Genomic DNA, 13111 nt, shown 5'->3' on the forward strand with positions numbered 1-13111 from the left:
TGATCTACACATGAAAATCAACTTAAAATCGATCTTTAAACTCAGTAAAAAAACTCCCTTCTGTATAAGTTCATATACAAAAGAGAGCCTTTAATTAGTCACTTATTCCCCTAAATCAACGTTATGATACACTTGCCCGACATCTTCTAAATCTTCTAATGCGTCTATTAATTTTTCAAACTGTTCTTGTGCATCTTCTGGAAGAGAAATATCGTTTTGTGCTAACATCGTTAGCTCTGCAACAGTAAAATCTGTAATCCCATCATTTTTGAATGCTTCCTGCACCTCGTGGAACTGATCAGGCTCTGCATATACGATGACTGTTTCATCTTCTTCTAGGATATCTCTTGCATCCACATCGGCTTCCATTAGTAGTTCAAGAACTTCATCAGCTGTTCGTCCTTCAACACCGATCACTGTCGTAGCATCAAACATATAGGAAACCGAGCCACTTACGCCCATATTCCCACCATTTTTTTTGAATGCAGCTCGCACTTCTGCTGCTGTCCTGTTAACGTTATTGGTCAATGCGTCCACAATAACCATTGACCCATTTGGGCCAAAACCTTCATAGCGAAGTTCATCGTAACTTTCTTCAGAACCACCCTTTGCTTTTTCAATCGCACGATCAATAATCGTTTTCGGTACACTATACGTTTTTGCACGTTCAAGAACGACTTTTAATGTTTGGTTAGACTCTGGATCTGGTTCTCCTTGCTTAGCAGCTACATAAATTTCACGACCAAATTTTGCGTAAACTCGACTTGTGTTTTTATCTTTTGCCGCTTTTTTTTCTTTAATATTATTCCACTTACGCCCCATCATGAACACTCACTTTCAGTTTTAAATCTACAAGTTCTATTATACCTTATATTTATTATTTGTTAACAGATCAGGTATATTGCCTTTACCCAAATACAGTGAAGTAAAACATAATCAATTTCCGCAAAATGGTCATTTCATTGTTATTGGCAGTTTATCCCCCACTTATCCTTCTTTGATTCCTCGAAGTCTTGAATTAGGGGGATTACTGCCAGTTTGTGCGGGATAAACTGTTTCGGGTCCAAAAAGCTTCTACTCTATTAAATTAATTCTGATTTATACTATAATAATCTTTATGGAAGGTGGCTCAAAAATGAATCCTTATAAAATATTATGGTTACTTTCACTCTCACAATTTCTAGCAATGCAAGTATGGTTTAATTTCTCTGCAGTACTTCCTGTTGTTGAATCAGGATGGGGACTCTCTTCCACACAGTCAGGAATCATTATTGCTTTTTTCCACCTTGGGTATGTTATTGCCATTCTTTTCTATAGCTTTATGAGTGATAAATTTGATCCGAAACAAGCTTTTGTTTACGGGTCACTCATTGCTGGGATTGCTGGGATATTATTAAGTTTTTTTGCGGAAGGTTTTTGGTCGACCTTGATTTTAAGAACGATTAGTGGGATTGGAATTGCTGGCATATATGTACCTGGTATGCGAATCCTCTCGCAGTTATTTCCTCCTCACGAAAGAGGAAAAGCACTTGGAGTTTATGTTGGATCTTTAGTCGTCGGTTCAGGATTTTCATTACTCGTTTCGGGACTTTTTATTGAAATTATCGGTTGGCAAGGTGTAGTATTCATTACTTCTGCTTTTTGTCTACTCGCAAGCCTCATTGTATATATTGTTAAAATACCTCCGATGCCAATTGGTAACGGAAACGTTTTTGCCCTTAAAAAATTGAAACGAGTGTTTCGAAAACCCAACTTACTAGTTAATGGAGGCTATGCAGGACATTGCTGGGAGTTATATGCGATGTGGGCTTGGATCGGTCCGTTTCTCGTCTATTACTTTCTCCATCAAGGGTTTGATCAAGAAACAGCAATCCGCTTCGGAAATATTGCAGGTGCCTTAGTCATCATGATCGGTGGTCTAGCTACATATATAGGTGGTAGAGTGTCTGATGCGATAGGTCGAGTGAAAGCAGCTACTTTTTTTCTCGTGATTAGTATCGTCTGTTCGATCACAATCGGTTGGTCTATCCAACTCCCGATCATCGTTATGCTCTTACTAGCGATGATTTATGGGTTTACAATTGTCGCTGATTCACCTATATATAACGTAGCTATTACTGAAGTATCAGACCCAGATGTAATTGCTCTTGCTCTTGGCGTTCAATCAGTTCTCGGTTTCACAGTAACGATCTTTTCTCCCATCGTGTTTGGGTATATGCTAGACAATTTCAATTGGGGAATGGCCTTTATGATTATCGGGCTCGTCACCATCATTGCCCCTGTTTGTATGCTCTTACTCGGAAAAATCCAACACACAACAAAATTACACCAAGGACACTAGAAAAGCGGAAGGCCCCCGCTTAGCACCGACAAGCAAATGTTCCGGTAGCTAAAAGTCCGCTTTTTGACTTTTAACTGCCAGGTTATTTGACCTCGAGGCGCTGGGGACTGGAGCTAGACACTAGAAAAGCGGAAGGCCCCCGCTTAGCTCCGAAAAGCACAAATTAAGCCCTACTCCTAGTAGGGCTTAATTGATGTTGAACTTCATTTGTAACAATCTCCTTTGTTTAAGCAAACTGTGATAGTATTTTTGAAAAGTCGACACGGTCCCCTAAGGTCGGTTGTTGTGAAGGCTTCATATAGGACTTGTCTTTTTCAATTGCTTTGAAAACTTCATATGTTGTCAATGCATCATCTAAAGCACGGTGATGCTTACCAATCCCTTTTCTACCATATTCTTCGAGAACTCTCCACAGTCCGCTTTGATTTTTATGTCCAAAAAATCTTTGATATTCTTTTGATAGATCACGTTCACGGTCTTTTACTGGACATTGAATATTAGAGTAACGACAATTATTCCGTAATACTTTCATATCTTGATTTCCCCAAGTCACAATTTTCGTTGGACCAAACGACAAATACGTACCGAGTAAGTCCACAAGATGAGAAAGGGATATTCCTCGATCCACCTGTTTTTGATGTATTCCTAGAAAATCAATACAACGTTTGGTTAATTGCGGAAATAATACAGGCTTTACATATGAGGAATATGTATCATATATTTCATCTTCAATAACAGATACGATACCCACTTCAATGATTTCAGGACGAAACATATTTGGATTTCCTTTACTTTGATTCATCGTAAATTCAAAATCAATAAATAAATGTTGTTTTGTCACCTTTATCCCTCCTGTTATTTCTTACAATCATTCTATCAATTTAGTTGGACAGCTTTTGTCCTTTTAAAATCAAATTACAATTCGAATTCACTAAAAGTAAAATTTTCGTTCTATCTTTTTATACGTTGCCGTAGTACAATTGGTTTCGTATTTTTAGTGTTTGGAGTGAAAAGAATGATAGAGTATGATAAAACAAATTGTCAAATCTTAAGCGAAGCTTGTTTCAATTGTAATGACCCATACTTTAAACCTGGGCATTCAAATTTACCTTCAGTCGGATGTTGCAGTTACAGTCCAGTTATTAGTTTGTTTGAAATATATAAGATGGTTAAACAAAAAGATTATCGATTTTTTATGAATGAGATATATAACAACCCGAACTGTACAATTTATGATGACTACATTATTATTCATGCCGAAGTTCATCCTAGTTTTCATCAAAAAAAGACCGACCATTTATCAGACATTGAAAAAGACGATCTGAAATTAAGCTTTTCCACTTGCCAATTTTTCCAAATGTATAAAGGCTGTACACTTTATCCTTCCTATAAAAATGCAACTTGTCGTTCATTCATTTGTTCTACCATCGAAAGTCAGCTAGACGACCACACTCAAAAGAAAATGATAGAGTGGACCCGCACCATCCAAGTAGAAGCACAAACATTTAATTCGTATCACCGAAGAGTATTAGTTAAAAATAAATTATCGTTTAAAAAAAATGTAGCTGCAGTTCTGACTTACCTCGAAGGGTTATAGATATTAAAGTATAATGAATTTTCTGCCAATTCATATAAAACTTTATTGACCTTCCGTCACATCTGTTATAGTATAGAGTAAATAACAACATCTGTTATAAAACAGCGTGTTCGAGGAGGCGTTAATCAATGTGTCAAACTGAAAAATATCGTCATGTATGGTTTTTATATTTGGAGAATTGCGAGAAATATGGTGTTGAAAGTAAATTGGACTTTTACCAATTTATTAATTCCATGACACTTGATCAAATGGAACAATGGTTTGAACAATCTCAGCAAGTCGTTTAATGGAGGTAAACAAATGAACGATGATTTAAGTAGTGTAATTATCAAAGTATAAAAACGTCTGTTTCAATCTTATCGAAACAGACGTTTTTTTATGTTCTAGATCAATATTATGATAAGATTGAAATGAAATAAAAAGATGAGGTAATCAAAGATGAAATGGTTATTAATGAGCATCATCCACATTTATCAAAAAGTAATTTCACCTCTTAAACCACCAACATGTCGTTTCCATCCCACTTGCTCTCATTACGGGTTAGAATCCATCAAACGGTTTGGTGCTTTAAAGGGAGGCTTGCTTACGATTATACGTATTCTAAAATGTCATCCATTTCACCCTGGGGGTTTTGATCCTGTACCCGAGAAAGATGACCGAGAAAAAAACAATTAGATTAACCGTAATCCCTTCCTTTTCCAGAGTCACTAATTTCAACAAGTGCTTCTGGATAAGGTTCAAAAAATGTTTGGTCTAGCATATATTCATTTTCAAAACGATACGCCCATGCCTTTAAAATACAAACGACACTACTTAAGGGAATTTTTTTCTCCTGGTATTTTTCTAACATTTCTAAAAAGTACTCTTTTTCTTTTCCCGATAAATGAGGTGAAAAATATCCAAAAATATGGTGACATACATTAATATTCGAAGTAAAGCGAGGAACTCGGCCAAAAAGCTTAAATAATTCCTCTTCATAATAATGAAATAATTCTTCAAGTGGTCGTTTTTCTTTATTACTTAAAATACGACCTAGGATTTTTAATCTTTTTTGATTGTAAGCCATAAATAAATATTTATTCTTTTTATGAAATCGATTGAGCTGGTCTATTTGCTGAGTCGCTTTTATTTTTTTGAATTCAGTAGTTGTAAATAATTTCGTTAGATAGTGTTCACGGATTTTAAAATTTTTAAGTCTACCCTCATCTTCAATAGCTGTATGTGGAAAAGCCAATAATACATTAGAAGTAAAGGCTCCACTTCCTGTCCGAATGGTTGGAGACTTTTCCAAGCCTGAATACACTTTTACATCTGTAATTCCACAACTGGGTGAACGATTTTTTAGGATAAACCCATCAACATCTGGTAATTCTTCTAAAAATGCGTGAGCAAACTCCTCCATCATTTTTGTTAAATCTTGGCCTGTTTTTGGTTGGACAAGACGATTCTTTTCTCCATCAGCAATAAGTCTAATAACCTCCCGCGGCGTCCCCAAACCTATTTCAACTTCTGGACAAATAGGAATAAACTCAACAAACGGTTTTAAATTATGAACGGTTTGATCGGATAGCTTGTCGCCATTATAGCGACAAGGCGAAAATTCAATACATTTACTAACAACCACTATTGGCTTAATAAATTCCCTCATTGCATCCTCCATCCACTTTCATAAAAAATTATTTTGTGTAATCCATTTTTATTGCGCTAAAGTTTGTAAAACGTCGGATTCCTATTCTACAACTACATTTATTAATGAGCTTGAAATCTTCTAGTGCTAAAATCTTTTTTCAGTATGTATAAAATTGTACTGGAATTAGGATAATAATCGAAGAAGAAAATAACAATTAAATGGAAATATTATTCATCTGTTGAGTGATGAACTCATTCACTTTAGAAGGACATGTAACTAACCTTGTAATTGTCTTTAATGTTTTTAACAAAGGAGGGGTGTTATTTATCATGAACAAACATTTTTTTATTTGCGTCTTGCTCATTAGTCTACTTACAGCTGTTGGCTGTCAAGATCGACCTGAAGAGATTACGCAAAGCATTGAAAAACAACAAATGCAAACATCTGATGGTATCGAACCTATCCATCCATCTAACAAAGACCAAAATAAGACGAGACGTGATGTGCAACAAACGACTGTTTCATATGCGGAGGAATTTGGGTTCTATTTAAACCAGCTTTATATTCATTTAGAGAATTTAAATGATTTATTTTACACAGATAATCCAACTGAAAACGATGCTAATGAAGCAAGAGAGCATGTTCGTAAAGCACAGGATTGGAGTGAATACATCCTCAATCTAAACTATCCAGACGAATTTGAGGCTCTTCGTAAAGTACATATAAGTACCCTTATTGAATTAGAGTCGCTTATGACAAGCTTAGAGAATATGGATGTTAATAACGATACTCATTTCAGAAGAGCTCGATTATATTATGAAAACAGTATCATAGCCTTAAAATCAATGGAACGCGAATATAAAGGTGTACTTGAAGAATACGGAATTAAATAATTATGGTGGACAAGGCACCTTCACTATTTATTAGTGAAGGTGCTACACCCATTAATTGTCATAAAAATTATGTCTAATTTCACTTAATTGTCCACCTATTCCTTGAAACGGTTCTCCAGTGTCGCCGCCCTCAACAATTGCCCTAATTCGGTTTACATTTCTACGGTCTGTAGCGATGCGTACATTCTCAAGCTCTACTTCTTCAGCAATCACCTCTTCAACTTCACGTATAAGCTTAGGACGATTTTGTTCTGCCGATTCAATACCAATGACTAACATACCGTCGTGTGTAAAAATATATACATCCTCAATATTTTCAATTGCCATCAATTGTTGGCGTACTTGTTCTTCTTTACTGATGTTTTGATGATTTAGATCTATTTTTTTTCTTTTTAAATGTGGCTGGTCACTTAGAATGTATTTATCATCTAGTGTACCAGGAGCATTATTATAAATTCTTGCCCCACTCCGATTGGTCCCTTGACTTTTAAAGCCTAAATTACGTTCACTCGTATAGTACATATTATCTTCTGCAATAAGGTGAGCTCGATCCGTTCTGCCTTTTGGTGTGCCATCGGGTACCATCATATCACTAACAGGGCCTTCTAAATGTCTTACTCGATGTGTACCGAAACCACTAAACCCCTCATCTCGAAAATGATTTGCCCCCATAGGATGCTTTTGTTCAACTACACCACATCCAGAAACAATTGTTAAAATCAAAAGAAGCATGACAATAACCAAGGTTCTTTTTTTCATCCTCATTCTCCTTTCTACTTACTGATAAGTTGTGTAATTCTTATGGATTTCATGAAGAGCAGTTAACGGAAATTGTTTCAAAAATATACGAGATTTGTAATTGCAAACAACCATAGTTCTTGTCGATTCATTTCTTATTTTTAGTGTTCATGACTACTTTTAGGGAATGTGTTTCATTTCTAATAAAAATACGTATAATTGTCGTTGTGTGAAAAATAAAATTTAGACTGTCCCCAATCGGAGGCAAACAATAGATCATTTACACAATTAATATAAAAAATGGAGTGGAAGAAAATGTTATCTTATGCGATTGAACGAAAAAGAAACCAGATGGTTATATTAGCTGAAAAGTATGGTTATACTTCAGAAGCCACTGTAAAATGTAGTCAAGAGTTGGACAAGCTTTTAAATTTAGCTCAACAAACATCATCTATTGAAATAAAAATCGCAAAGTAACTTACCAATTTTTGTTTGTCTAATCTGATCACTATTAATGGTTATAAAAAAAGGAATAATCACACTGTGTTGATAAAGTTAAACCAACATGGTCAACTTGAAAAAAAGAGACTTATTTGAAAAGAGCCTGATAAAAAAGTGCCAGGTGTGCTCAAACACATCGTAGTTTTTACCGTACTCTAATGTGATTGAGGTGTCTGGACACTTATTAAATCAGACTTTTAATTTATTACTTTACCTCTCTCAAATGGCCGTTGAAGAATCCTTCCAAAATCTTGTAAATAGTTTCGAGCATCAATTCCTTCCTCATACGGCGCTCCATTTCTTAAAGTTTCAAGTTGTCTTTGAAATTCTGTAAATGCTTCATCATCATTGATTACACGAACTTCTGCATCATTAGCAACTTGTTCATAAACAGTTTCTTTTACTTTATTTTCAATATCCTCGTTCCAATCTTTTGTCGTATACACCCCAACTAAAATAATTCTACTTTGAATATATACATGAGCATCTTCCACTTCTTCTAATTGCAAAATTTGTCGAGTGAGAGGTCGATTACCTGTCGTCAACTCAATGTAGTCGACATTGTCTGTTCTCGTATTTGTTCCATGCCCTGTATTACTTCTAGAAGTAATTAATTGTCTACTTTCCAATGGGGTTCTCCCATTAATCGCCATTTTGGGGTCCAACTCAGGAACTTGTTGCTCTTCCTGTATTAATTGTTGATCTTGTGCGCCCATCCCAGGTGTACAACCTGTAATAACGACTATAACAAACATACATGTCAAAAAGCAGAAACATACTTTTTTCACGGTACACTCCCCTTTCTTTTATTATCCTGTAATTTTTATCTTAATATTAATCCTGTAAACTAAAGGAAAATAATAAAACTAAAAGAATTTTAACGATAACCATTGCAATCAATTCTACAATTTGTTAATGTAGACACAACAAATGAATATTCTTTACTTCTTAACACGAAGTGAGGATAGAGGTGCAAAGACCATAAGTAAGCAATGGGAGGAGGATGAGCTCTTTTGATCATTGTTGAAAGGGGGATTTGCCGAAGCCTAAAGTGCTCATATCGCTAAAGGCTGGTTCTGTATTGAATAAATGCAGGACTGTCATATAGTACCTAGTACCACACTATATGGAGAGCTATCTTACGCAGGAACAAGATCTAATTGTCATTCCTAGCAACAATGAGCAGCTCTCATTGTTGCTTTTTATTGTAATCAGAAATGCACTAAGGGGGAAAATATAATGAATTTTGGAAAAGTTTTAACCGCGATGGTAACACCGTTTGATGTATATGGCAATATCGACGTTCAAGCTACAGAACAATTAGTAAATCACTTAATTTCTAATGGAACGGATGGACTTGTTGTAGCGGGCACGACAGGGGAATCACCAACATTATCAACCGAGGAAAAGCTAACCTTATTTAAGCAAGTTGTTGAAATTACAAATGGTCGAGTACCAGTCATTGCTGGTACAGGATCTAATAACACTGCAGAATCGATTGAATTAACAAAACAAGCAGAAGAAATTGGTGTCGATGGTATCATGCTCGTTGCCCCTTATTATAATAAACCTTCTCAAGAAGGGTTATTTCAACATTTTAAAGCGATTGCGGAACAAACAAAGCTACCTGTAATGATCTACAATATTCCTGGACGTAGCGCAGTCAATATTTCAGCAGACACTACAATTCGATTATCACAAGTTCCAAATATCGTTGCTACAAAAGAAGCTAGCGGTAATTTAGAAGCGATGGCAAAAATTATCTCTGAAACAGACACTAATTTTAGCTTGTACAGCGGAGATGATAGCTTAACATTACCAATTTTATCAATTGGTGGAACTGGAATCGTTTCAGTATCATCTCATATTATTGGAAATGAAATGCAAAGTATGGTCACTAGTTTCTTAAAGGGTAATATATATGAAGCTGCTGAACAGCATCGCCAATTATTACCGATTATGAAAGCTTTATTTACAGCACCAAATCCAACACCTGTTAAAACAGCGTTAAATATGAAAGGAATTACTGTCGGCTCAGTTCGTCTTCCTCTTGTACCATTAACAGAAGAAGAACAACAGCAACTGCAAGCAACTATATTCCCAGAAGTATCCTACAACGTAGGGTAAAAAAGAAAAGCGGAAAAACCATTGTAGGTCTCCGCTTAACATCTTCATCTTATGAAAAACCGATGAGCGACATTGTAAAATGTCGTTCATCGGTTTTTTAACCCGCCTTTTGAACGGCTTGCTTTTTGTTATTAATTTTTTTCCTGATGTACTCATCAATGAAACCAGTTCCTAATAAAACACCTAGCACAATAAAAATAAAGCCTGTCAATTGCAATAATGTAATTTTTTCGCCTAACCATAGCGCTGAAAAAACTAATCCAAAAAAAGGCACAAAATTATTGAAGACAGCTGTCTGACCTGCCCCAAGTTGATGAATTGCCGCATTAAATAGAAAATGACCAAGAGCTGTCGCTACAATCGATGAAACTAAAAATATTCCCCAAATCCACCCCGTTAGTTCGAACATCTCCTTCGTCCCTGTTGGTTCAATAAAAAGACTAATAATAAACATGAAACTAGAACCGACTACAAGCATAACAGCAGTCATCACTCTCGAATCAAGCGTATTCGTTCCTTTCTTAATATAAATAAAAGAAACTGCCTGAACGAACATCGCCATAAAGATAGCAACATCACCAGAATTCACCGCTGTAAAACTTTCCCCGCTTTGCAAAATAATCGAACACACCCCAAAAAATGCGAGCACGATTCCAACAACTCTTAGTCGTGTTAACGAATCCTTTAGCATAAATGACGCCAAAATGGACGTTGTCAGCGGCAATAAGGCTAAGATTAATGCTCCATTCGAAGCGGTCGTTGTTGTTAATCCCCATGCTAAGAGAATATGGTGTGAACTCACTCCAAAGATCGTTGCTATGAGAATATACTTCCATTCTTGTTTCGATATCTTTCTTAGTCTTTTTATTAAAATACAAACAGAAAGCGCTACGACGCCAGCTAGTAATACACGTAAAGATGTCATCGTAATAGGGGGAAAGACTTCAACGAGCATCTTAATAAAGACGACATTCATCCCCCAGGTAACCATTACCATCATAAGTAGTATATATGTAAGGATATTTGATTTTTCATGTTTCAAGATTCTCTCCCCTTTTTAGATAAATTGTAGCAAATGAAACAAATAGAGAACTAGCGCCAATACAATCACACAAACGAGCACGAATCGACTGTTTTTCTTCGCAATATCAAAAGAAGAATCGTTCATTAATCCTGATGCCATTAAGACCGAACCCGAAAATGGTGAAACTTGTGTCGCTAACGTCCACGCAATGATTAAGAGGAGCGCCATGAACTCAGAACTAACGGAAAAAAGCTGTGGAGATAATGCACTTCCTATGCCGATGACAATAACAACAGGATGAATTCCAAAAATTGATAGGAAAATGGCAAAACAAATTACAATTAATGCCATTGCATAAATGTACCCTTGCGAGAAAGTTAAAATCATTTGTGATACAAAATCGCCAATATCCGTATATGAAAGAGCTGCACCAAAAAAACCAGCACTAATAAATATAACAATTTCATTTTTTAAACGCGAAAAGCATTCCTTAACATAATTGAAAAACTGTTGGATATACTCTTTTAAATAATTAGAAAAAACAGCCCACAAAAGTGGATAAACGAAACCTAATATCGACACAACCGCTAGCATATTAACCGGCAAGAAAAATTCTAAAATGAATGAACACAAAAATAAACCTACACCAAATAAAATTAAAACTCGGAGTGCAGGACGTTTGTTTTGTACCTCGTTTTTTGGTTCCTTTGGTTGAATACAATTTGTGTCCTCTGAAAATGACAACTTCGGAAAAAATATTAACGAGACTAAAACATAAGTTAAGCCAATCACAAAGCCATACAATCCAATCGACAACCACGAAACATTAAATAAAACTAACACGAGTCCTACATTTACAAAATACGGGGACCAGAACATACAAAAACCAAAAGCACGCAGTAATATCATGACCATTTTTCTTCGAAAAAAGTTTGATATACTTCCTTCAATAATTCGATGAACGAGCACCATAGAACCTAAATTAAGTACCGCTCCCATCGTTGCTGTAAGGAGGAAACCGAGTCGATAAGGATGGGCTTCCTTTTCCCCCTCTTTTTCCATTTGTTCGATATGAACTTTTAAAGTTGTTAAAAGTCCAGCTAAAGAAATAAAAACACCGATCAGAGGTACGAATAAAAATAATGCGATAAGGTTAATGTTATTACCGAACGCTAATAAAAAAGATACTCCATCTGATTCTGTTAAAAGAAAAATTACAATTCCAATCAATAGTAAAGGAATTGTAATGATGATACTCGACCTTCTTACAGTGGGTAATGCTACAAATAACAATACAGCAGATAATAGGCTATATGTTACATTTAATAGCAGACTAGAATAAAAGACAGATATTAAATACAACGTCACCGTTAAAAAACAAACGGAACCTACTATTGTACTCCACTTCGCGCTCATAATTAACTCCTAATTCGTTCTAACATCAAACGAAAGTTGTTTTGTGATAAACCACACTATTAAGCAAACAGGATTGATTGCACAGGTTACAATAAGTATTGATGTCTTATCTAATCCTTAAAGATTTGAAGAAATATTTAAGGTTCATAAAATAAAACTGAAAAAAGCTGCAAAACGCAGCTCCTAATTTCATACAACTATAGAAATATAAACAAAGTAATAATAAAAATAGCTATACACGAAAAGCCAATCGCAAAAAACGTGGTGGCTAATCGCTTATTTGCTTTCATAATAAAATAAAATCCTAAACCACCAAATACACCTGTTAATAGGAAAAAACCGATTCCTAATAGTACAATAATGATTGCTGGATCCATCTAACAAACTCCTAACTTTCTTTTTCTATTTTATCAGAAAATCCACCATTTGTAACGAACTAACTCCTATTCAATTTCTAGCCGTTTTAAAATGATATCTATTGGTACACCATCGATAGAGTCCACATCACTAAAGTCCACTTTCCGAAGATCTACTTTAGCCATTTGTAATGATGGATTTTCTCTAATATTTGAATTTTCCATTGGAGTGTTCCTATCCTTGAGCCAAACTACTTGATCTAGCTTTTGCTTTTCATGGAAATTTCGCTCAACAATAGACAATGCTCTCCCCTTTACTACTGGTTCCTCTGTTGTTATTAATTGAAAAAGAACAACAGTCCAAACGGCTACAAACGAGGTTGCCGCAATAATAACTAAGAACCATTGTTTCATTCTTAAAATTCCCCCACCCTTTAGCCCGCAAGAGACCTTTTAACAACATAATAACACAGGCAATATGATCTAAA

General features: G+C 35.5%; 16 protein-coding genes and 1 riboswitch. Of the genes, 7 read left to right on the plus strand and 9 right to left on the minus strand.

The genetic code is table 11. The features are described from left to right. Nucleotides 1–102: 102 nt before the first annotated feature. Nucleotides 103–822 carry a YebC/PmpR family DNA-binding transcriptional regulator gene (locus BK574_RS09475; protein WP_075385085.1) on the minus strand — a complete coding sequence of 240 codons (720 nt, stop codon included), beginning with the start codon at nt 820–822 and terminating at the stop codon, nt 103–105. Nucleotides 823–1135: 313 nt separating this feature from the next. On the opposite strand from BK574_RS09475, the gene BK574_RS09480 reads away from it, so the two are divergent. Next, nucleotides 1136–2341: an MFS transporter gene (locus tag BK574_RS09480; protein ID WP_078428437.1), complete on the plus strand. Its 1206-nt coding sequence runs from the start codon at nt 1136–1138 to the stop codon at nt 2339–2341. A 226-nt stretch (nt 2342–2567) separates the two neighbouring features. Here BK574_RS09480 and kapD read toward each other — a convergent pair whose 3' ends face one another. Next, nucleotides 2568–3188, minus strand: a complete 621-nt coding sequence (gene kapD, locus BK574_RS09485) for a 3'-5' exonuclease KapD (RefSeq protein WP_142247936.1) — start codon at nt 3186–3188, stop codon at nt 2568–2570. Between the two features lie 168 nt (nt 3189–3356). Between kapD and BK574_RS09490 the strand changes: the two genes are divergently transcribed. The 3 genes from BK574_RS09490 to yidD all read left to right on the plus strand — a co-directional run bounded on the left by BK574_RS09490 (nt 3357) and on the right by yidD (nt 4613). Beyond that, the gene (locus tag BK574_RS09490) at nt 3357–3938 is read left to right on the plus strand and encodes a hypothetical protein (RefSeq protein ID WP_078428439.1); all 582 of its coding nucleotides are present in this window, start codon (nt 3357–3359) and stop codon (nt 3936–3938) included. Between the two features lie 128 nt (nt 3939–4066). Further along, nucleotides 4067–4225, plus strand: a complete 159-nt coding sequence (locus BK574_RS27445; protein ID WP_158211608.1) for a hypothetical protein — start codon at nt 4067–4069, stop codon at nt 4223–4225. A gap of 151 nt (nt 4226–4376) precedes the next feature. Next, nucleotides 4377–4613, plus strand: coding sequence for a membrane protein insertion efficiency factor YidD (gene yidD / locus BK574_RS09495; protein ID WP_075384692.1), 237 nt, complete (start codon nt 4377–4379; stop codon nt 4611–4613). A gap of 1 nt (nt 4614) precedes the next feature. On the opposite strand, the gene BK574_RS09500 is transcribed toward yidD, so the two are convergent. Continuing rightward, nucleotides 4615–5586 carry a YbgA family protein gene (locus BK574_RS09500; protein ID WP_078428440.1) on the minus strand — a complete coding sequence of 324 codons (972 nt, stop codon included), beginning with the start codon at nt 5584–5586 and terminating at the stop codon, nt 4615–4617. Nucleotides 5587–5897: 311 nt separating this feature from the next. On the opposite strand from BK574_RS09500, the gene BK574_RS09505 reads away from it, so the two are divergent. Beyond that, the gene (locus BK574_RS09505; RefSeq protein ID WP_078428441.1) at nt 5898–6461 is read left to right on the plus strand and encodes a hypothetical protein; all 564 of its coding nucleotides are present in this window, start codon (nt 5898–5900) and stop codon (nt 6459–6461) included. A gap of 51 nt (nt 6462–6512) precedes the next feature. On the opposite strand, the gene BK574_RS09510 is transcribed toward BK574_RS09505, so the two are convergent. Beyond that, nucleotides 6513–7220, minus strand: a complete 708-nt coding sequence (locus BK574_RS09510; protein ID WP_158211609.1) for a YhcN/YlaJ family sporulation lipoprotein — start codon at nt 7218–7220, stop codon at nt 6513–6515. Nucleotides 7221–7499: 279 nt separating this feature from the next. On the opposite strand from BK574_RS09510, the gene BK574_RS09515 reads away from it, so the two are divergent. Then, complete coding sequence (locus BK574_RS09515) at nt 7500–7676, plus strand: aspartyl-phosphate phosphatase Spo0E family protein (RefSeq protein WP_075384696.1); 177 nt, start codon at nt 7500–7502, stop codon at nt 7674–7676. Nucleotides 7677–7897: 221 nt separating this feature from the next. On the opposite strand, the gene BK574_RS09520 is transcribed toward BK574_RS09515, so the two are convergent. After that, nucleotides 7898–8488, minus strand: coding sequence for a YhcN/YlaJ family sporulation lipoprotein (locus tag BK574_RS09520; RefSeq protein WP_078428443.1), 591 nt, complete (start codon nt 8486–8488; stop codon nt 7898–7900). 169 nt (nt 8489–8657) lie between these two features. Beyond that, nucleotides 8658–8845: riboswitch (Lysine riboswitch) on the plus strand. Between the two features lie 94 nt (nt 8846–8939). Here BK574_RS09520 and dapA point away from each other — a divergent pair. Beyond that, a complete protein-coding gene (gene dapA / locus BK574_RS09525) occupies nt 8940–9827 on the plus strand; it encodes a 4-hydroxy-tetrahydrodipicolinate synthase (protein ID WP_180320587.1) in 888 nt (295 codons plus the stop codon). 97 nt (nt 9828–9924) lie between these two features. Here dapA and BK574_RS09530 read toward each other — a convergent pair whose 3' ends face one another. The 4 genes from BK574_RS09530 to BK574_RS09545 form a co-directional block, all read right to left on the minus strand. After that, nucleotides 9925–10869: a DMT family transporter gene (locus BK574_RS09530; RefSeq protein ID WP_238457994.1), complete on the minus strand. Its 945-nt coding sequence runs from the start codon at nt 10867–10869 to the stop codon at nt 9925–9927. Nucleotides 10870–10884: 15 nt separating this feature from the next. Next, the gene (locus BK574_RS09535; protein ID WP_078428445.1) at nt 10885–12267 is read right to left on the minus strand and encodes a hypothetical protein; all 1383 of its coding nucleotides are present in this window, start codon (nt 12265–12267) and stop codon (nt 10885–10887) included. A gap of 197 nt (nt 12268–12464) precedes the next feature. Beyond that, entirely contained in the window at nt 12465–12644 is a 180-nt protein-coding gene (locus BK574_RS09540; RefSeq protein WP_078428446.1) for a hypothetical protein, read from the minus strand. 66 nt (nt 12645–12710) lie between these two features. Continuing rightward, the gene (locus tag BK574_RS09545) at nt 12711–13037 is read right to left on the minus strand and encodes a hypothetical protein (protein ID WP_078428447.1); all 327 of its coding nucleotides are present in this window, start codon (nt 13035–13037) and stop codon (nt 12711–12713) included. Nucleotides 13038–13111: the final 74 nt, after the last annotated feature.

The organism is Alkalihalobacterium alkalinitrilicum, assembly GCF_002019605.1.
Taxonomy (GTDB): domain Bacteria; phylum Bacillota; class Bacilli; order Bacillales; family Bacillaceae_F; genus Alkalihalobacterium; species Alkalihalobacterium alkalinitrilicum.

What these genes read in the sequence shown, in the direction of transcription:
- BK574_RS09475 (WP_075385085.1), bottom strand. Translation starts at nt 822, where the DNA reads ATGGGGCGTAAGTGGAATAATATTAAAGAAAAAAAAGCGGCAAAAGAT.
- BK574_RS09480 (WP_078428437.1), top strand. Translation starts at nt 1,136, where the DNA reads ATGAATCCTTATAAAATATTATGGTTACTTTCACTCTCACAATTTCTA.
- BK574_RS09490 (WP_078428439.1), top strand. Translation starts at nt 3,357, where the DNA reads ATGATAGAGTATGATAAAACAAATTGTCAAATCTTAAGCGAAGCTTGT.
- BK574_RS27445 (WP_158211608.1), top strand. Translation starts at nt 4,067, where the DNA reads ATGTGTCAAACTGAAAAATATCGTCATGTATGGTTTTTATATTTGGAG.
- yidD (WP_075384692.1), top strand. Translation starts at nt 4,377, where the DNA reads ATGAAATGGTTATTAATGAGCATCATCCACATTTATCAAAAAGTAATT.
- BK574_RS09500 (WP_078428440.1), bottom strand. Translation starts at nt 5,586, where the DNA reads ATGAGGGAATTTATTAAGCCAATAGTGGTTGTTAGTAAATGTATTGAA.
- BK574_RS09505 (WP_078428441.1), top strand. Translation starts at nt 5,898, where the DNA reads ATGAACAAACATTTTTTTATTTGCGTCTTGCTCATTAGTCTACTTACA.
- BK574_RS09510 (WP_158211609.1), bottom strand. Translation starts at nt 7,220, where the DNA reads ATGAAAAAAAGAACCTTGGTTATTGTCATGCTTCTTTTGATTTTAACA.
- BK574_RS09515 (WP_075384696.1), top strand. Translation starts at nt 7,500, where the DNA reads ATGGAGTGGAAGAAAATGTTATCTTATGCGATTGAACGAAAAAGAAAC.
- dapA (WP_180320587.1), top strand. Translation starts at nt 8,940, where the DNA reads ATGAATTTTGGAAAAGTTTTAACCGCGATGGTAACACCGTTTGATGTA.
- BK574_RS09535 (WP_078428445.1), bottom strand. Translation starts at nt 12,267, where the DNA reads ATGAGCGCGAAGTGGAGTACAATAGTAGGTTCCGTTTGTTTTTTAACG.
- BK574_RS09540 (WP_078428446.1), bottom strand. Translation starts at nt 12,644, where the DNA reads ATGGATCCAGCAATCATTATTGTACTATTAGGAATCGGTTTTTTCCTA.
- BK574_RS09545 (WP_078428447.1), bottom strand. Translation starts at nt 13,037, where the DNA reads ATGAAACAATGGTTCTTAGTTATTATTGCGGCAACCTCGTTTGTAGCC.